Genomic DNA, 18,606 nt, shown 5'->3' with positions numbered 1-18,606 from the left:
AAACATGAGGGACACCGCAGCGAAACGGCCCCTCCGTAGCCTCGTCGGAGGCTGCGTCCCGCATCCGATCCGTTCCAAGCCCATTGGAGAGACATCTAGATGTTCACTGATTCTTCCGAGGTGCTGAAGTTCATCAAGGACACCGACGTCAAGTTCCTTGACATCCGCTTCACCGATCTTCCCGGTGTCCAGCAGCACTTCAACATCCCCGCCTCCACGGTCGACGAGGAGTTCTTCTCCGTCGGACAGCTCTTCGACGGGTCCTCCATCCGGGGCTTCGCCTCCATCCACGAGTCGGACATGCAGCTCATCCCCGACGTCACGACCGGGTACGTCGACCCGTTCCGCGCCGAGCGCACGCTCGTCCTCGTGTTCGACATCTTCAACCCGCGGAACGGCGAGCTCTACAGCCGTGACCCGCGTCAGGTCGCCAAGAAGGCCGAGAAGTACCTCGCGTCGACCGGCATCGCCGACACCGCGTTCTTCGCCCCCGAGGCCGAGTTCTACATCTTCGACGACGTCCGCTACGAGGTGAAGCAGAACGCCAGCTTCTACAGCGTCGACTCCGAAGAGGGCGCCTGGAACACCGGCCGCGTCGAGGAGGGCGGCAACCTCGCCAACAAGACGGCCTACAAGGGCGGATACTTCCCGGTCAGCCCGGTCGACAAGACGGCCGACCTGCGCGACGACATCAGCCTCAAGCTGATCGACTCGGGTCTCGAGCTCGAGCGTGCACACCACGAGGTGGGCACCGGCGGCCAGCAGGAGATCAACTACAAGTTCGACACGATGGTCCACGCCGCGGACGACATCCTGAAGTTCAAGTACATCGTCAAGAACACGGCCGAGCAGTGGGGCAAGGTCGCGACCTTCATGCCGAAGCCGCTCTTCGGCGACAACGGCTCGGGCATGCACACCCACCAGTCGCTCTGGAACGACGGCAAGCCGCTGTTCTACGACGAGAACGGCTACGGCGGCCTGTCCGACCTCGCGCGCTGGTACATCGGCGGCCTGCTCAAGCACGCCCCCGCCGTGCTCGCCTTCACGAACCCGTCGATCAACTCGTACCACCGTCTGATCCCGGGCTTCGAGGCTCCCGTCAACCTCGTGTACTCGGCGGGCAACCGCTCGGCGGCCATCCGCATCCCCATCACCGGCACGAACCCGAAGGCGAAGCGCATCGAGTTCCGCGTCCCGGACGCCGCCTCGAACCCGTACCTGGCGTTCGCCGCGCAGCTGATGGCCGGCCTCGACGGAATCCAGAACAGGATCGAGCCGCACGAGCCGGTCGACAAGGACCTGTACGAGCTGCCCCCGGAAGAAGCGAAGAACATCCCGCAGGTGCCCGCGTCGCTCGAGGGTGCGCTCGACGCGCTCGAGGCCGACCACGAGTTCCTGACCAAGGGCAACGTCTTCACCGAGGACCTCATCGAGACCTGGATCGCGTACAAGCGCGAGAAGGAGATCCTGCCCATGGCGCAGCGTCCTCACCCCTTCGAGTTCGAGCTGTACTTCGGCGTCTGATCCGATCGCACCACCGAAGGCCCGCATCCCCCAGGGGGTGCGGGCCTCTCGCGTCGCCGGTGCGAGGTCCTCGGGGAGGCGACCCGCGCCTCCTCGGAGGCACCCGACACCAGGAGGCGCGGCAGCGGACGCAGGACGGGCCGCCTCCCGAGGGAGGCGGCCCGTCAGCCCGTGCCCGACGATCCGGTCAGGCGGGTACGGCGGTCGGCGTCAGCACGCGACGCTGGGCCGGCGTGCGACGGCCGCCCAGCGGACGGACCTCCCACCCGGCGGCCGACCAGATCTCGGCATCGAGCACGTTGCGGGCGTCGATCACCACGGGGTTGGCGGCGAGCTCGGCGAGCCCGGCCGCGTCCGCCCCGACGAACTCGGGCCATTCGGTCAGGAGCAGCACCGCGTCGGCGTCCGTCACGGCCTCGGCGGCCGAGTCGGCGAACGACAACGTCGGGAAGCTTCGCTGGGCCGTCTGCGTGGCCTCGGGGTCGACCACGAGCACCTGGGCGCCGCGCAGGTGCAGCGCGGCCGCGACGTTCAGGGCCGGCGAGTCGCGGACGTCGTCGGTGTGCGGTTTGAACGCCGCCCCGAGCACGGCGATGCGCCGGTTGAGCACCGAACCGCCGCAGGCGTCGATCGCCTGGTCGATGACCCGCTGGCGCTGCGCCATGTTGATCTCGTCGACTTGTTGCATGAGCCCGACGACGCGGTGGGCGGACAGCTCGTTGGCCCGGAACATGAGGGCCCGGATGTCCTTGGGCAGGCAGCCGCCGCCGAAGCCGAGACCGGCGTTGAGGAACTTGCGGCCGATGCGGTCGTCGAAGCCGAGGGCGTCGGCGAGGGTCGACACGTTGGCGCCGGCCGCCTCGCACAACTCGCTGATCGCGTTGATGAACGAGATCTTCGTGGCGAGGAACGCGTTGGCGCTGACCTTGACCAGCTCGGCGGTCGGCAGGTCGCACGAGATGACCGGCGTGCCCGTGGCGATGGGCATCGCGTAGACCTGGCGCATCAGGGCCTCGGTGCGGACGTCGGTCCCGCCGAAGACGATGCGGTCCGGACGCAGGGTGTCCTCGACGGCGTGGCCCTCGCGGAGGAACTCGGGGTTCCAGACGAGGTCGGCCGTGATGCCGGTGGGCACGACGCCGGCCACGATCTCGCGCAGGTGCGCCGCCGTTCCGACCGGGACGGTCGACTTGCCGACGATCAGGCCGTCGTGGCTCAGGGCGGCGGCGACGTTGCGGGTCGCCTCCTCGACGTACGAGAGGTTCGCGGCGTGGCTCCCCCGGCGCTGCGGCGTGCCGACGCAGATGAAGTGCACGTCCGAGAGGGCGACGGCCTCGGCGAGGTCGGTCGTGAAGGTGAGCCGGCCCGAGCCGACGTGCTCCAGGATGAGCTCGGGCAGGCCGGGCTCGAAGAACGGCACGCGCCCCTCGGCCAGGGCCGCGACCTTGGCGGGGTCGGTGTCGACCCCGATCACGTCGAAGCCCATCTCGGCCATGGCCGCGGCGTGCGTGGCGCCGAGGTAGCCGGTGCCGATGACGCTGATGCGGGGCTTGACCGAGGCGACGTCGGCTGCCGTCTCGGTGGCGGCGGGCTGGGGGGTGGTGGCGTCGTTCGTCATGATGCGCTCCTGGGGATGAGGAAGAGGCGAGGGAAGGGGAAGGTCATGGGGGTCGTCACGGCGAGGGCTGCAGGTCGTAACCCACGTCGCGTCGGGTGATCCCCGCGGTGAAGGCGGCGAGGCTGTCGGACCGCGACGTGAGACGCCAGTCGTTGGTCGAGCGCACCCCGTCGACGACCGTGGTGGCCACGAGGTCGAAGTACGAGAACCCGATGATGTCGTCGTTCGCGGGATCGGCCAGCGCCTCGAAGAGCGAGTTGAACCACTGCGCCTTCTCGCTCGTTGCCGTCGGATCCGACGAGCCACCCGTCTCGCTGGCGCCGATCTCGGCGAGCAGGATGTTCTTGCCCGGTGCGATGGCCCTGAGCTGCTTCAGGGTGGCGCCGAAGGTGCTGTCGAACGTCGGCTTCGACTTGTCGTCGTAGGGCGGGCGGTAGTACCCCGACATGCCCACGATGTCGACGTAGTCGGCACCCGGATAGAGGCTCTCGAGGAAGGCCTGCGTCGTGTGGTCGCTGCCGCCGGTCTTGCCGGTGGCCAGACGGTCGATGCGCGTGGGCGCCCAGATCCAGGCGACCAGGTCGTTCGCTCCCTGCCGTTCGAACAGGTCGTGGACGTGCTGCCAGGCCTTCACGTAGTCGTCCGGCCCGTTGCCGTTGACGGCACCCTTGCTGTTGCCGTAGTCGGTGCTCCAGGGGTACCAGGTGCCGTTCATCTCGTGGTCGAACCGCAGGGCCAACGGCATCCCGTTCGCGACGATGTCGTCGGCGTAGGTGGTCAGGTACGAGTCGAAGCTGCCGTCGATGATCTTCGTCAGGCTGTAGTCGGGCTGTTCGGGCTCGTTGTTGCCGGCCTTGATCGGCTGGGACTCCCAGGTCAGCACGGGCAGCTTGCCCCGCGACCAGGACGACCGGACGGCGTCGGCCCGGAACTCCTGGTCGAAGCCCTGGAAGTAGCCCACCATGTTCGCCTCGGAACCGACGGCCGCCTCCTGCGCGTCGTAGGTCGCCCAGTTGAACGGCGCCTGATCCGTGAAGAGCCCGAAGTAGCGCGACTCGGGATCGACGATCGAGGCGAGGGAGGGCGTCTCGACCGTGACGGGGCCCGTGGCGCCCCCACCGGTCGAACCGTTCGAGCCGGTGCCTCCCGATCCGGAGCCGCCGGACGCACCGTTCCCCCCGCCTCGTCCCCCGGCCGCGGTGCCTGCGGCGCCCGAGCCCGCCCCCTGGCCCGCCTCCGCGGCGGACTGTGCCTGGGCCAGAGCCGACTCGGCGGAGGCGAGCTTCGCCTGGGCCGCGGTCAACTGACCCTCGGACGTCCAGGCCTGCTGCTGCACGTCGGCCAGGGCGGCCTTGCTCTCGGCGAGCTGCTTCTTGGCGGAGACCAGCTGGTCGAGCAGGGCGGATCGGTCGGCCTTGAGCGACGAGACGTTGATCGACGGGTCGACGCCCGTGACCTCGGTGACGGCGCTGCGGACGATGTTGTCGGACGGCGAGACCCAGATGAGCCACGAGATCATGGCGAGCAGCACCACGACGGCGGTGGCCCCGAGCGCGGTGCGTCGGGCGTTGCCGTGGGAGGTCGCCCACCAGGCTCCCGACTGCATGTGGACGGGGGTGACGAAGTCCTGCGTCGAGTCAGACAATGAAGAAGACCTCCAGGGCGATGATGGCGGCGCCGATCAGGTACGGGAATCCGGCTTTGGGGTTGAGGCGGCGACGAGGAGGCGCGGGGGCGGTGGCCACGGCCGCGACCGGTGCCGGAGCGGTCGCCCCGTCGGCCTCGGCGGCCAGGGCCGCCTTGCGGCTCTTGACGAGGACCGCTCCTTGTTCGTCGGTCTCGTCGGTCGCCGAGCCGAAGTCGAAGAGCGTGTCGACCCCGGGGTCGACGCCGTCGCGGAACTGCCGTTCGAGGGCGTCGATGGGGGCCTCCTCGGCCACCTCGTCGAGCGCGCCCTGCATCTCGTCGTTCGCCGCGCCTCCTGCGTACGCCCCGGCCCGGGTACCCCAGCCGCTGGCGTGACCCATGCGGAAGAACCCGATGACCCGGATGGGCATGAGGAAGAACGTCGACACGATGATGAAGACCGGGAGGCGGAAGAAGTCGGAGGGCTTCTCGGCCAGGTGGCGCATCTGACGGATCGACATGCTGAGGACCGACGAGACCACCATGAGGACGACGATGCTGATGAGGCCCGTCTGCACGCCGTACTCCTCGAGGATGCCGCGGTACAGGTTCACGCCCTGGCCGGTGATCCCTCGGTAGATCCAGCCACCGATCACGCCCATGAGCATGAAGGGCAGCACGATGTCCATCGCGAAGAAGAACGCGAGCAACGGGGCGTGCCCGACCATCCACGGCATCATGCGGAGGGTGTTGTACTGGCTGCCGCGAGCCCACCGCAGCTGCTGCTTGTAGAGCTTCTTCACCTGGAGGGGGGCGTCCGTGTAGACGAGGCTGGTGTGCTGGTAGACGGTGCGGTAGCCCTCCTTGAGCGTGAGGTTCGTCAGGGTGCGGTCGTCACTGACCTCGAGGAACACGCCCATGAACTTCTCCGTCATGAACTTGTCCATGACCCGCACGAGGATCTCGCGGCGGAAGGCGATCGTGCGGCCCGGCAGGCAGCCGATCTGACCGAGCACGCTCTGCGCCGGCATCGAGTAGAGCGCCCGCGAGTTCTCGAGCCAGTCGGCCCAGCGCGTGATCCAGCTGCGCTCGGGCTCGAGGATGCGCTGGCGGGTGGTGACTCCCCCGACGTTCTCCTGCGCGAACGGGCGGAGCAGCTCGGAGAGGGTGCCCGGCGTCCAGACCGTGTCGGAGTCGACGAGGACGGTGATGTCTCCTCGGCTCAGCTCGGTGCCGATCATGACGGCGTTGCGCTTTCCGGGAATCGGCGTGTGGGCCCAGCGGACCAGGGGGCCGAACTCCTCGCAGACGGCCGCGAGCTCGGGGTTGGGCTTGCCGTTGATCACCACGATGATCTCGCCGGGACCCTGTTCGACCATGCGGCCGATCACGTCCCGGAAGAGGTCGAGCGGCTCGTCCACGACGGGGACGACGACGCTGGTGGTGCCGCGGAACTCGCCCGTGAAGGGGCGGTAGCGGCGAGAGAGCAGGACCTTGATGATCCAGAGCACCCAGATGAGGGCGCTGTAGGCGGCGAAGAGGTAGATCTCGGGGTATCCGCCCGCCATGGATCGGATCTGCAGGATGAAGGTCAACACGATGGCCACCTGAGGTGTGAGAAGGGATCGGCTTCCGCAACGCTGGGGAATTGGTCTATCGGGTTGAGGGAATTCTCAGTCACAGGCGGGCGGCTCACAACCACCCCCCGAGCGTGGGTCGAGGATCGGCCGGGTCGGGGTACGTCGAGTCCGACAAGGTGCTGTCGACAGAAGTGCCGACACCCACGAGAGGCCGCGGCTGCCGAACCTTACGGTTCGGTCGGATCGACGGTCCGATGCCGGAGTTTCAGCAGGATTCCGTCAATTGCCCTGATCACGGGCTGCTAATCAGCACGTCCCGTCCAGCTTGCCCAATGGGCAACGAATGACGCCGGAGTCCCGGACGTCGACCGACCCCCACACGTGGGTCACCCATCCGAAATGCGCTGGACACACGGCTCGGGGTACAGGTGGGTCAAACGGGGTACAAGAGAAGAGGGCGACACGGAGCTCCACCAATCGGGGGCCACGGTGCAACCCGGGCGTGTCGCGCTGTCCCGGGACGATCAGCCGAGGGGTTCGGGGGTCTCTTCGATGCCGTAGAAATCGCGCTCGAACACGGCGCGCGACCGACGGGTGGCGGCGAGGTAGTCCTCTTCAAGGGTGGTGGCGGAGCCCGGGGGGTACTCCATCAGGCGAGCGACGCCCTCGAGTTGACGCCGGTCCCGCGGCAGCACGTCCTGCGTCCGGGAGGTCCAGAGGGTGACCGCCGACCGCGCCCTCGACGCCATGATCCAGGCCTCGTGCAGCCGCCGGGCGTCGTCGTCGGCGACCAGGCCCGCCTCGACGGCCGCGGCGAGGGCGTCCAGCGTCGACGGGGTGCGCAGGCCGGGTACGTCGACCCCGTGCTGGAGCTGCAGCAGTTGGACGAACCATTCGACGTCGCTGAGCGACCCCCGCCCGAGTTTCAGGTGGCGCGAGGGCTCGGCCCCCTTCGGCAGGCGCTCGGACTCGACCCGGGCCTTGATGCGCTTCACCTCGCGGATCTGCTGCTCGGTCAGCTCGGCGGGGTACCTGACCGAGTCGGCGACGACCATGAAGTCGTCGAGGAGGGCCTGGTCGCCGGCCACGGGTCGTGCGCGCAGCAACGACTGGGCCTCCCACGTGAGGGACCAGCGGGCGTAGTAGGCACGGTACGACGACAACGACCGAACCACCGGCCCGTTCTTCCCCTCGGGACGCAGGCCCGTGTCGAGATCGAACGGCACGAGCGCGTCCGAGGTGAGTCGGCTCATCTCGGCGGCCACCGCGAGGGCACGACGGTGGGCCGTCTCGTCGCCCTCGGGAGCCCGGTAGACGTAGAGCACGTCGGCGTCCGAACCGAACCCGAGCTCTTCTCCCCCGTACCGCCCCATGGCGATCACGGCGAACTCGAGATCGTCGGCGTCCCGGCGGGCCAGGGCCAACGCCCCGGTCACCGACGCCGTCGTCACCGCGGTCAGGCCCCGGGCGAGGGTGTCGATGTCGAGGATGCCCAGGATGCCGCCGACGGCGAGCCGGAGGATCTCGCGGCGCCGCGCCTGACGCAGGACGGTCGCCGCCGCGTCGGGCGAGCGATGTCGCGCGAGTGTGGCGGCGGTCTCGTCGAGGAGGCTCGAGAGGGGGCGGGCCCGGAGCTCGGCGTCGTTCTCCAGCCAGGCCGCGGCCTCGGGGATGCGCTCGAGGAGGTCGGCCGCGAAGGTCGACGACGACAGGACGGTCGTCAGGCGGTGGGCGGCCCCCGACGAGTCGCGCAGCATGCGGAGGAACCAGTACGACTCACCCAGACCGTCGCTCAGGCGCCGGAAGGCGAGCAAGCCGAGGTCGGGGTCGGTGCCGTCGGCGAACCACTGCAGCATCGCCGGCAGCAGGTGGCGTTGGATGCTCGCCCGGCGCGAGACACCGGCCGTCAGGGCCGCGATGTGACCGAGCGCGCCCTTCGGGTCGGCGAACCCGATGGCCGCGAGCCGGGCCGTCGCCTGGTCGGAGCTGAGCGCGAGGTCCTCTTCGGGACGGGCCGCGACGGCCGAGAGGAGAGGACGGTAGAACAGGCGCACGTGCAACGTGCGGACCCGGCGCTTGACCCCCTGCCACAGATCGACGAGCCGTGCCGCGCCCGGCGCGAGGCCGGTGCCGCGGGCGAGGACCCGGAGCGCGTTCTCGTCGGTCGGCATGAGGTGCGTGCGCCGCAGCCGCGTCAGCTGGATGCGGTGCTCGAGCAACCGCAGCACGCGGTAGTCGCGGTCGAACTCGGCGGCCTCGGCCCGTCCGACGTACCCCCGCGCTGCCAGGGCGCCGAGCGCGTCGAGCGTCGAGCGCTGGTGGACGCGGTCGTCGGCCTGCCCGTGGACCAGCTGCAACAGCTGGATGGTGAACTCGATGTCGCGCAGCCCGCCGGGTCCGAGCTTCAGCTGCTGGTCGACCTCGCCGGCGGGGATCAGGGCCGTGACCCGTTCACGCATGGCCTGGACCGACTCGACGAAGTTCTCGCGCGAGGCGGCCGACCAGACGAACGGGGCGACGGCGGCGACGTAGCGCTCGCCGAGGTCGACGTCACCCGCCAGGGGCCGTGCCTTCAGCAGGGCCTGGAACTCCCACCCCTTCGCCCAGCGCTCGTAGTAGGCGACGTGCGACTCGAGCGTCCGGACGAGGGCGCCGTCCTTGCCCTCGGGGCGGAGGTTCGCGTCGACCTCCCAGAGGTCGGGTTCGACGGCGAGGTCGCAGATCGCCCGGGCGGCGTGCATCGCGAGACGGCTGCCGATCTCGACGGCCCGCCCGTTCTCGAGCCCGTCGGCCCCCTCGGCGACGTAGACCACGTCGACGTCGCTGAGGTAGTTCAGCTCACGGGCCCCGGCCTTGCCCATGCCGATGACGGCCAGACGGGTGCGCTCGACGTCGGCGGCAGGGAACGGGACCTCGCGTCGGGCCACGTCGACCGCGGCGTCGAGGGCTGCGCCCGCGAGGTCGGCGAGGGCGGCGGCCACCCGGGGCAGGATCTCGACGGGGTCGTCGGCCTCGAGGTCGTACGACGCCAGCTGCAGCAGGTGGCGTCGGTACCTGACCCGCAGAGCGACGCGGGCCTCGTCGCCGGTCAGCCCGGTCGCCGCTCGTCGGACGTCGTCGCGGTACGTCGCGGCCGACGGTGGCTCGTCCAGGGGCTCGAGCAGGACGGTCGCCTCGGAGGGGCGACGCGCGACGAAGTCGGCGAGCCCCTCGGAGGCACCGAGGACCCTCAGGAGGCGCGGGCCGGCCTCGCCGTCGAGCAACTCGACCACGCCGGCACGATCACGCTCGACCGACCGCTCGAGGTGCACCAGAGCCGCGTCCGGGTCGGCCACCGTGGCGAACCACGGGACGAGGTCGCGCACCTGGGGCACCTCGTCGACGAGGCGGTCGAGCCGGTCGCGCCCGGCGCCGAGGTCGGAGAACCCGAGCCGCGCCAGCTCGGAGAGACCGGTCGCGGATCGGGGCATGAGGGCGGGGCGGCCGGTCGGCTAGAGGATCTCGAGGTTCGAGCGCAACTCGAACGGCGTGACCTGTGCCCGGTACTCTTTCCACTCTTGTCGCTTGTTGAGCAGCACGTAGTTGAAGACCTGCTCGCCCAGCGTCTCGGCGACGAGTTCGCTGTTCTCCATGATCGACAGGGCGTGGTCGAGGCTGGCGGGCAGCTGACGGTAACCCAGGGCGCGACGCTCGGCGTCGCTCAGGCCCCAGACGTTGTCCTCTGCCTCGGCCGGCAGTTCGTAACCCTCTTCGATGCCCTTGAGGCCCGCTGCCAGCATCAGCGAGAAGGCCAGGTACGGGTTCGCGGCGGAGTCGATGGCGCGGTACTCGACGCGGCTCGAGTTGCCCTTGTTCGGCTTGTACAGCGGGACGCGCACGAGCGCCGAGCGGTTGTTGTGGCCCCAGGTCACGAAGCTCGGTGCCTCGTCGCCGCCCCAGAGACGCTTGTAGCTGTTGACGAACTGGTTCGTCACGGCCGTGATCTCGGGGGCGTGCTTGAGCAGGCCGGCGATGAACTGACGACCGATGGTCGAGAGCTGGTACTCGGCCCCCGCCTCGTAGAAGGCGTTGGAGTCGCCCTCGAAGAGCGACATGTGCGTGTGCATGCCCGAGCCGGGGTGCTGGCTGAACGGCTTCGGCATGAACGAGGCGAAGACGCCCTGCTCGATGGCGACCTCTTTGATGACCGTGCGGAAGGTCATGATGTTGTCGGCCGTCGTCAACGCGTCGGCATAGCGCAGGTCGATCTCGTTCTGACCGGGCCCCGCCTCGTGGTGGCTGAACTCGACCGAGATGCCCAGGTCTTCGAGCATGCGGACCGAGCGGCGACGGAAGTCGTGGGCGGTGCCGCCGGGGACGTTGTCGAAGTAGCCGGCCGAGTCGACCGGCTGGGGGCCGTCGGCGCCGAGCTGGGCGCTCTTCAGCAGGTAGAACTCGACCTCGGGGTGCGTGTAGAAGGTGAAGCCGCGCTCGCCCGCCCGGGCCAGCGTGCGCTTGAGGACGTTGCGCGGATCGGCCACGGCGGGCTGGCCGTCGGGGGTCGTGATGTCGCAGAACATGCGAGCGGTCGGATCGATCTCGCCCCGCCAGGGCAGGATCTGGAAGGTCGTCGGGTCGGGCTGGGCGAGCACGTCGGCCTCGTACGACCGGGTCAGGCCCTCGATGGCCGAGCCGTCGAAGCCGATGCCCTCGGCGAAAGCCCCCTCGACCTCGGCCGGGGCGATGGCGACGGACTTGAGGGTGCCGATCACGTCGGTGAACCAGAGGCGGATGAACTTGATGCCGCGCTCTTCGATCGTGCGGAGGACGAAGTCCCTCTGTTTGTCCATGCCACGGCCTTTCTGCTCCGCCACTACGGTAGTGGACATGCCCCGACTCCGCTTGGCGCTCGCGCAGACCAACCCCGTCGTCGGCGACCTCGCCGGCAACTCCGCCCAGATCGTCGAAGCGGCCCGTCGGGCCCGTGCCGCCGGTGCCGACCTCCTCGCCGCGGGCGAGATGAGCGTCACGGGCTATCCGATCGAAGACCTCGCCAGCCGGCCGAGCTTCCTCCAGGCCAGCCGGCACGCCGTCGAGGTGCTGGCCGAGACCCTCCAGGCCGAGGGCCTGGGCGATCTGCCGGTCGTGGTCGGCCACGCCGACGGCCCGTTCGAGCCCCGCCTGCTGGGCACGAGCAACGCCCCGACGGCCATCGCGAAGAACTGCGCGAGCGTCCTGCAGGGCGGGCGTGTCGTGACGACGACCGCGAAGTACCACCTGCCGAACTACTCGGTCTTCGACGAGTACCGCGTGTTCATCCCCGGCGACGAGCTGCTCGTCGTCCGGGTGGCCGGCGTCGACGTCGCCCTCGTCATCTGTGAGGACCTCTGGCGCGACGGCGGCCCGGTCGAGCGTGTGCTGCACGCCGACGCGGGTCTGCTCCTCGTGATCAACGCGAGCCCGTTCGTCCGCGACAAGGACGAGGTACGCCTCCCGCTCGTCACCCGCCGGGCCGTCGAGAACGACACCTTGGTCGCCTACGTGAACATCGTCGGCGGTCAGGACGACCTGGTCTTCGACGGCGACAGCGTGGTGGTCGACGGCACCGGGACGATCCTGGCCCGGGCCCCGCAATTCGACGAGCACCTGCTGGTCGTCGACCTCGACCCCGAGCCGGCCACCGACACCGAGCTGCCCGAGGGCATCCGCCGCGTCGAGCTCGAGGCAGCGACCGAGGGGACCGGCGACGGCGCCGGGGGCTCCGGGTCCGACGCGGTCCGCGCCTCCTCGTCCACGATCGAACGAGACGTCGCCGAACTGCCCGACGATCGGCAACAGCTCTGGAACGCCCTGGTGCTCGGCACCCGCGACTACGTGCGGAAGAACGGGTTCCGCAGCGTGATCCTCGGCCTCTCGGGCGGCATCGACTCGGCCGTGTGCGCGGCGATCGCGGCCGACGCCATCGGGGCCGACGCCGTGTACGGCGTGTCGATGCCCAGCCAGTGGTCGAGCGAGCACAGCCGCAGCGACGCCGACGACGTCGCCGAGCGGATCGGCGTGCGGTACTCGACCGAGCCGATCGCCGACCTCGTCGCGCCGTTCGAGGAGCAGTTGCACCTCACGGGTCTCGCCGCCGAGAACGTGCAGGCCCGCGCCCGGGCGCTCGTGCTGATGGGCTTGTCGAACCTGCACGGCCACCTCGTGCTGACCACCGGCAACAAGACCGAGCTGGCCGTGGGCTACTCGACGATCTACGGCGACTCGGTCGGCGGGTTCGCCCCGATCAAGGACGTCCCCAAGACGATGGTCTGGGAGCTCGCCCGGTGGCGCAACGCCCACGCCGAGTCGATCGGCGAGACCGCGCCCATCCCCGAGAACTCGATCACGAAGCCGCCGTCGGCCGAGCTGCGTCCCGACCAGAAGGACGAGGACTCGCTGCCACCGTACGAGGTGCTCGACGGCATCCTCGAGGGATACATCACGAACGCGCTCGGGGCGGCCGACGTCGTCGCCCTCGGCTACGACGCCGACACGGTGGCCGAGATCACGAAGCTGGTCGACCGGTCCGAGTGGAAGCGCCGCCAGGGGGCGATCGGTCCGAAGATCTCGGGCATGGCCTTCGGTCGCGACCGCCGACTGCCGATCACCTACCGGCCGACGACGGTCTGACGCCCGAGCGTCCCGTCGGCCGGCCGCCGACGGGACGCTCGATCCGGTCAGTCGTTCGCGGCCTCTTCGGCGTCGAGGGCGGCGTTGCGGGCCTTGATCGTCTCGATCGCCCGGGCCGCCTCGTCGCGCGTGGCGTAGGGCCCGGCACGGTCGACGGCGGGCGAGACCTTGCCCTCTTCGACCTCGTGGGTCTTCGTGTTGAACCAGAACTCGGCCATGGTGTCGTCCTCTCGGTGCGGCTGTCGAGAACGCGAGCCCGTCGCGCTCCCCCTAAGCTTGATCGTATGCCCCGGGACTCCCACGGATTCTTGACCCCGGGCCGGCTCTCAGCGCAGCGTCCGGTCCCCCCGTCGATCGCCCGACCCGAGTACGTCGGCAAGGCCGCCCCCGCCGAGTACACCGACGGCGACGTGTACGACGCCGAGACCGTCGAGCTCATCCGCGAGAGCGGACGCATCGCCTCGCAGGCCATCGACGCGGTCGAGGCCGCGCTCCGCCCCGGCGTCACCACCGACGAACTCGACCGCGTCGCCCACGACTTCGTCGTCGCACACGACGCCTACCCCTCGACCCTCGGGTACCGCGGCTACCCCAAGTCGGTCTGCACCTCGGTCAACGAGGTGATCTGCCACGGCATCCCCGACGACACCGTCCTCGTCGACGGCGACCTGATCAACATCGACATCACGGCCTTCAAGAACGGCGTGCACGGCGACCTCAACCGCACCTTCGTCGTCGGCGAGGGCGCCCCCGAGACCGTCGAGCTGGTCGACCGCACCCGCGAAGCGCTGCGCCGCGGCATCAAGGCCGTCGCCCCGGGCCGCCAGGTCAACGTGATCGGTCGGGCCATCGAGTCGTACGCCAAGCGCTTCGGCCTGGGCGTCGTGCGCGACTACACCGGCCACGGCGTCGGCCGCCCCTTCCACTCGGGCCTGATCATCCCCCACTACGACGCCCCGCAGTACGACGACGTCATCGAGGTCGGAATGGTGTTCACCATCGAGCCCATGCTGACCCTCGGTGGCATCGAGGCCGACGTCTGGGACGACGACTGGACCGTCACCACCCGCGACAAGAGCCTCACGGCCCAGTTCGAGCACACCCTGGTCGTCACCGAACGCGGTGCCGACATCCTCACGCTCTCCTGAGAAAGGACCACCCATGGCACGCACCGCAGTGGGAATCGACATCGGCGGCACAGGCATCAAGGGGGCGATCGTCGACCTCGACAGTGGCGAGCTCCTCTCGGACCGCATCAAGAAGAGCACCCCCGAGGGCGGCGAGCCGGACGCCATCGTCGCGGTCGTCCAGCAGATCGTCGACGAACTGGGCCTCGACGACGCCTCGGTGCCGGTCGGCGTCTGCTTCCCCGCCGCGATCATGGACGGCAAGACCCTCTCGGCCGCCAACGTGTCGAAGAAGTGGATCGGCTTCGAGGCCGAGAAGCTCTTCGAGACCACGCTCGGCCGGGGCATCCACTTCGTCAACGACGCCGACGCCGCCGGCTACGCCGAGACGCGCTTCGGGGCCGCGAAAGACGTGAAGGGCCTCGTCATCATGACGACGCTCGGCACGGGCATCGGCACCGCCCTGATCAACGACGGCGTGCTCATCGTCAACGCCGAGCTCGGGCACCTCGAGATCGGGGGCAAGGACTACGAGACCAAGGCCTCGTTCGCGGCGAAGGAGCGCGACGACCTCAGCTGGAAGCACTGGGCGAAGCGCCTGCAGAAGTACTACTCGCACCTCGAGGCCCTGCTCTACCCGCGCCTGATCATCGTCGGGGGCGGCGTCTCGAAGCACCACGACGAGTTCCTGCCGCTGCTCGACCTGCGGGCCGAGATCGTCCCCGCCAAGCTCCGCAACAACGCCGGCATCATGGGTGCCGCGGCCCTGGCCGCCGACTCGAACCCGGCGTTCTGAGGCGAGGCACGACCGACGCGAGAAGACCCCGGGCCAGGAGGCGCGCCTCCTGACCCGGGGTCTCTTTCGTACGAGGCGAATGGGCCGACTGGTACGCCGGGTTCTGTCCCGGTGCCGAAGCACCATGGACGGCCATCTCTCTCGGAACTACGTTGCCGCAGCTCTCCAGCGGTCTACCCGGGGACTCGGCGAGCAGCCTCGTCGTCCCCTCTTTGACCTTGCTCCGGGCGAGGTTTACATAGCCGGCCGGTCACCCGAGCCGCTGGTGGTCTCTTACACCGCCGTTTCACCCTTACCCCGTGTCGCACCCGAGGGTGCGACCCGTGGCGGTCTGCTCTCTGTTGCACTTTCTCGCGGGTTGCCCCGGGTGGGTGTTACCCACCGCCCTGCTCTGTGGAGCCCGGACGTTCCTCGGCGGCGGATCTGCACCCGCCGACGCGACCGTCTTGTCGACCCATTCGCGACACCGAGCCTAGCGGTGCCGCGGCCGCCCGTGGTGCCGTGGGGCGAGCGGAGCGCCGGCAGGGGTCAGATGCCCGACTCGTAGGTGCGGACGAGGACGGCGTTGCTGTCGGGGCAGAGCACGACGTCGTCCTCGGCCGCGGCGCGCACGGCCGCCAGGTCGCTGCCGGTCAGGGCCACGCCGCTGGCGCTCGACACGCCGCCGCGCAGCAGGGACGCACCCACGCCGTAGCGGTCGCGCTGACGTTCGTAGAGGGCCAGCAGGTCGGCGGGCACCGTCGCCGCGATGGTCTCGCGGTTGGCGACGACCTCGGCCCGGTCGGCCTCGAGCTCGGCGAGCTTGGCGTCGCGTCCGGTCTCGGCGTCGACGCGGCGGGTGTCGAGCTGGTCGAGCTCGTCCCGGGTCACGGCGGCGACGGCACCCAGGCTCTCGACGCGCTCCATCACCTCGAGCTCGAGGTCCTCCAGGTCGGAGCGACGCTTGGCCAGGGCGGCGAGCTCGCCCTCGAGGGCGGCGACGTCCTTCGTGGACGACGACGACGCGATGCGCTGCTCGTCACGGGCGACGCGCGCCTCGACGACGGCGACGTCGGACTCGATGCGCTTGAGCTCGCTCTGCGCGTCCTCCCACGCGCCCTGCTCGGTCGCGAGGCGGCTGCGCAGGCGCGAGCCGTCACCTTCGAGCGATGCGAGGACGGCGATCTCGGGCAGGTTGGCGCCCTTGTGTGCGATCTGGCGCAGCGCGGTGTCGAGTTGCTGCAGGTCGAGCAGCAGGGCCTGGTGCTCGTAGCTGGCTTTCATCAGGGGCATGGGGACTCTTCTCGGGGTCGGGGGGAGGCGGGGACGGGGCGACGAGGAGGCGCGGGTCGCGAGGTCTCACGGGTCGCGGCCCGGCGTCGTCGCGATGGGCGGCTCGAGGTGCTCACTGCACGACGGCGAAGTCCCACGGGTCGGTGCGCAGGTCGCTGAGGGTGACCTCGACGTCGTGCAGCTCGCGGCGGAGCTGCGCCGCCGCCGTGTCGAGCCAGAGCCACTCGGCGGCCCAGTGGGAGACGTCGACGAGGGCGGGGCCCCGACCCAGCCTCATCAGCTCGCGAGCGTCGGAGGCGGGGTGGTGCCGCAGGTCGCTCGTGACGTACACGTCGGCGGCGAGCACCGCCGGGTCGGCCAAGAGCGAGTCGCCGGCACCGGCGCAGAGAGCGACGGTCTCGACGACGTGGTCGGCGTCGCCGGCCACGCGGATGCCGGACGCGGTCGGGGGCAGCACGTCCCCGAGTTGGCGCGCGAGGGCCACGAGGGTCATCGCGTGCGGCAGACGACCGACGATGCCGAGGCCCGTGCCCTCGGTCGTGCCCGGCGTGATCGGGCGCTGCTCGACGAGGCCGAGCTGGTGGGCGAGCACGCGGGACGTGCCGGTCTCGACGACGTCGGCGTTGGTGTGCGCGGCGACGAGACCGCATCCGGCCCGCAGGAGCCGCGCGATGACGGCGCCCTTGGTCGTGTCTTCCGAGATCGTCGAGACGCCGTGGAACAAGAGCGGGTGGTGGACGAGCAAGAGGTCGGCGCCCATGCCGACGGCCTCGTCGACGGTGTCGAGCACGGCGTCGACGGCCAGGTGCACGTGCGTGACGGGCTGGTCGGGATCACCGACGACCAGGCCGGGTGAGTCCCACGACGAGGCACACGCGAGAGGCCAGAGACGTTCGATGACGGAGTTGACCGAGGCGAGGGTGGACACCTCGACAGCCTAGTCGCGAGCCGTCGAGCGGAACCCCGTGATCATGACCGCGACGATGAACGCCACGACCGCGGCGCCGAGCAGGGCGACGACGACCGAGACCGACGTCGACAGGCCCGTCAGGCCCACGGCACGGACGAGGAAGCCCTGCCAGGCGAACGAGCCGAGGTCGCTCAGCAGCAGCCCGAAGCCCAGGACGGTGCCGACGACGACGCCGGCCACGACGCCGATCGGTCCGCGGCGGGCGACACGCGTCGCGTCGTCGGGGCGGGTCGAGACCGACGCGAGCGCGGTCAGGCCGACGAGGCCGGTCGCGACGGGGACGGCGACGGTCGCGAGGACGGCCGAGGCGACGGCGAAGGCGGGGACGAAGGCCAGCACGACGGCCGCCACGACGACCAGCGCGGCCGTGGCGGCGACCACGAGCGCGAGTGGACGGCGCAGCAGGGGCGGGACGGGGGCGGAGGCGACCGCCTGCGGGGCGGGGGCCGGCGTGGTCGGCGCGACCAGCGCCTCCTGGTCGGCTGCCGCCTGCTCGTCTGGGACCTCGGTCGGGGAGGCTGCGTCGACGCCGAGCCCCTGCGGGCCGGTCGACGTGACGACGACGGGAGAGGAGGTCGGGGCCGACGCAGCGGCGCGGTCGCCGTCCGAGCCGGGGGTGAGCGGGACGTGCGGTGCGTGGCCGGCCTCGACGACGGGACGCGCCTCACGGATCGCCCCGGGGCCCACGACGGGGACGACCCCGGTGAAGCGGAGGCGGGTGGCCTCGAGTGCGCGGGCCGCCTCGTCCGTGCCGACGCGGGTGATCTCGTCCTCCCACGAGGCGAAGCGCGCGGCCTCGACCTCGCGCAGGGCGAGCTGGGCCTGGACGACGGCCATCAGGTCGATGGTCGCGGTGTCCTCGAAGCGCTTCTCGACCAGGCGGGCGAGCACCTCGTCGTCGAGCGTCATCCGCTCGGGAGGCTGGGGCAGGTCGTCGGGCACCGACACGGCGAGCACCGGCAGCGTGATCGCCGAGGTGTCGACCGAGTGGCGGGCCACGCTCGCGGGCCGGGCCTCGAAGACGTCGGTGGGCACCACGTCGTCGAGGGCGACGTCGGCGCGGTGCGAGGGGATCGAGACGGGGCGGGGCGCTCGGGCCGTCGCGGCTTCGGACGCGGCTTCGGCTTCGGCTTCGGCCTGGGGGACGATCTCGGTCGGCGCGTCGAGGCGGTCGGCGGGGGCCACGGGGGCGAGGGTCTGGTTCACGGGGTGGTGCTCCTGCTGGTCCGGGCGAGCGGAGGACTCGGGGACGGTGTCGTCGAGAGGTGCGACGAACGTCACACGGCGCCGGTGGAACGTGACGTCGTCGTCGAGGGGTGCGATGCCCCCGACGCTCGCGGTCTGCACGTTGTCGGCCATGCTCGGATGGTAGGTGACGAACGGCCTCGCACCGGGCGGACTCGCCGGTCCGACCGGCACATTCCCCGTTCCGGGCCGATCGGCCG

The 18,606-nt window shown here is 70.4% G+C and carries 13 protein-coding genes and 1 other RNA gene; 4 read left to right on the top strand and 10 right to left on the bottom strand.

The genetic code is table 11. The annotated features are described in order from the left end of the window. The first annotated feature begins 99 nt into the window (after positions 1-99). On the top strand, positions 100-1,524 hold the full coding sequence (gene glnA / locus SZ60_RS00460; RefSeq protein WP_043592663.1) for a type I glutamate--ammonia ligase: 1,425 nt from the start codon (positions 100-102) through the stop codon (positions 1,522-1,524). Between the two features lie 187 nt (positions 1,525-1,711). Here glnA and SZ60_RS00455 read toward each other — a convergent pair whose 3' ends face one another. The 5 genes from SZ60_RS00455 to SZ60_RS00435 form a co-directional block, all read right to left on the bottom strand. Continuing rightward, positions 1,712-3,142, bottom strand: coding sequence for a UDP-glucose/GDP-mannose dehydrogenase family protein (locus SZ60_RS00455; protein ID WP_082059743.1), 1,431 nt, complete (start codon positions 3,140-3,142; stop codon positions 1,712-1,714). A gap of 55 nt (positions 3,143-3,197) precedes the next feature. Then, the gene (locus SZ60_RS00450; RefSeq protein WP_231567007.1) at positions 3,198-4,787 is read right to left on the bottom strand and encodes a glycoside hydrolase family 26 protein; all 1,590 of its coding nucleotides are present in this window, start codon (positions 4,785-4,787) and stop codon (positions 3,198-3,200) included. Further along, complete coding sequence (locus SZ60_RS00445; protein ID WP_156155431.1) at positions 4,780-6,366, bottom strand: glycosyltransferase family 2 protein; 1,587 nt, start codon at positions 6,364-6,366, stop codon at positions 4,780-4,782. Before SZ60_RS00445 ends, SZ60_RS00450 begins: the two co-directional genes overlap by 8 nt. Positions 6,367-6,872: 506 nt before the next feature. Beyond that, on the bottom strand, positions 6,873-9,818 hold the full coding sequence (locus SZ60_RS00440) for a bifunctional [glutamine synthetase] adenylyltransferase/[glutamine synthetase]-adenylyl-L-tyrosine phosphorylase (RefSeq protein ID WP_043592661.1): 2,946 nt from the start codon (positions 9,816-9,818) through the stop codon (positions 6,873-6,875). Positions 9,819-9,839: 21 nt separating this feature from the next. Further along, positions 9,840-11,177 (bottom strand): glutamine synthetase family protein, encoded by a 1,338-nt coding sequence (locus tag SZ60_RS00435; protein WP_043592660.1) that lies wholly within the window; start codon positions 11,175-11,177, stop codon positions 9,840-9,842. A gap of 37 nt (positions 11,178-11,214) precedes the next feature. Here SZ60_RS00435 and SZ60_RS00430 point away from each other — a divergent pair, with 37 nt between their 5' ends. Then, a complete protein-coding gene (locus SZ60_RS00430; RefSeq protein WP_043592658.1) occupies positions 11,215-12,996 on the top strand; it encodes an NAD+ synthase in 1,782 nt (593 codons plus the stop codon). A gap of 47 nt (positions 12,997-13,043) precedes the next feature. On the opposite strand, the gene SZ60_RS17015 is transcribed toward SZ60_RS00430, so the two are convergent. Further along, positions 13,044-13,214 carry an SPOR domain-containing protein gene (locus tag SZ60_RS17015; protein ID WP_123570143.1) on the bottom strand — a complete coding sequence of 57 codons (171 nt, stop codon included), beginning with the start codon at positions 13,212-13,214 and terminating at the stop codon, positions 13,044-13,046. 66 nt (positions 13,215-13,280) lie between these two features. Between SZ60_RS17015 and map the strand changes: the two genes are divergently transcribed. Next, on the top strand, positions 13,281-14,144 hold the full coding sequence (map, locus tag SZ60_RS00425) for a type I methionyl aminopeptidase (protein ID WP_043592656.1): 864 nt from the start codon (positions 13,281-13,283) through the stop codon (positions 14,142-14,144). A 13-nt stretch (positions 14,145-14,157) separates the two neighbouring features. Then, positions 14,158-14,919, top strand: a complete 762-nt coding sequence (gene ppgK / locus SZ60_RS00420) for a polyphosphate--glucose phosphotransferase (protein ID WP_043592655.1) — start codon at positions 14,158-14,160, stop codon at positions 14,917-14,919. A gap of 76 nt (positions 14,920-14,995) precedes the next feature. On the opposite strand, the gene rnpB is transcribed toward ppgK, so the two are convergent. From rnpB to SZ60_RS00405, 4 genes are all read right to left on the bottom strand, one after another. After that, an RNA gene (rnpB, locus tag SZ60_RS16225) (RNase P RNA component class A) lies at positions 14,996-15,376 on the bottom strand. Positions 15,377-15,447: 71 nt separating this feature from the next. After that, on the bottom strand, positions 15,448-16,191 hold the full coding sequence (locus SZ60_RS00415; RefSeq protein WP_231567006.1) for a zinc ribbon domain-containing protein: 744 nt from the start codon (positions 16,189-16,191) through the stop codon (positions 15,448-15,450). A gap of 112 nt (positions 16,192-16,303) precedes the next feature. Beyond that, entirely contained in the window at positions 16,304-17,119 is an 816-nt protein-coding gene (locus SZ60_RS00410; protein ID WP_043592653.1) for a Nif3-like dinuclear metal center hexameric protein, read from the bottom strand. 9 nt (positions 17,120-17,128) lie between these two features. Further along, positions 17,129-18,520: a hypothetical protein gene (locus tag SZ60_RS00405; RefSeq protein ID WP_043592652.1), complete on the bottom strand. Its 1,392-nt coding sequence runs from the start codon at positions 18,518-18,520 to the stop codon at positions 17,129-17,131. Between the last annotated feature and the right edge of the window lie 86 nt (positions 18,521-18,606).

The sequence above is a fragment of the Frigoribacterium sp. MEB024 genome, from assembly GCF_000878135.1.
GTDB lineage: Bacteria > Actinomycetota > Actinomycetes > Actinomycetales > Microbacteriaceae > Frigoribacterium.
This window is presented reverse-complemented; position numbering and strand designations above follow the sequence as displayed.

What these genes read in the sequence shown, in the direction of transcription:
- SZ60_RS00415 (WP_231567006.1), bottom strand. Translation starts at nt 16,191, where the DNA reads ATGCCCCTGATGAAAGCCAGCTACGAGCACCAGGCCCTGCTGCTCGAC.
- map (WP_043592656.1), top strand. Translation starts at nt 13,281, where the DNA reads ATGCCCCGGGACTCCCACGGATTCTTGACCCCGGGCCGGCTCTCAGCG.
- ppgK (WP_043592655.1), top strand. Translation starts at nt 14,158, where the DNA reads ATGGCACGCACCGCAGTGGGAATCGACATCGGCGGCACAGGCATCAAG.
- SZ60_RS00405 (WP_043592652.1), bottom strand. Translation starts at nt 18,520, where the DNA reads ATGGCCGACAACGTGCAGACCGCGAGCGTCGGGGGCATCGCACCCCTC.
- glnA (WP_043592663.1), top strand. Translation starts at nt 100, where the DNA reads ATGTTCACTGATTCTTCCGAGGTGCTGAAGTTCATCAAGGACACCGAC.
- SZ60_RS17015 (WP_123570143.1), bottom strand. Translation starts at nt 13,214, where the DNA reads ATGGCCGAGTTCTGGTTCAACACGAAGACCCACGAGGTCGAAGAGGGC.
- SZ60_RS00435 (WP_043592660.1), bottom strand. Translation starts at nt 11,177, where the DNA reads ATGGACAAACAGAGGGACTTCGTCCTCCGCACGATCGAAGAGCGCGGC.
- SZ60_RS00455 (WP_082059743.1), bottom strand. Translation starts at nt 3,142, where the DNA reads ATGACGAACGACGCCACCACCCCCCAGCCCGCCGCCACCGAGACGGCA.
- SZ60_RS00430 (WP_043592658.1), top strand. Translation starts at nt 11,215, where the DNA reads ATGCCCCGACTCCGCTTGGCGCTCGCGCAGACCAACCCCGTCGTCGGC.
- SZ60_RS00440 (WP_043592661.1), bottom strand. Translation starts at nt 9,818, where the DNA reads ATGCCCCGATCCGCGACCGGTCTCTCCGAGCTGGCGCGGCTCGGGTTC.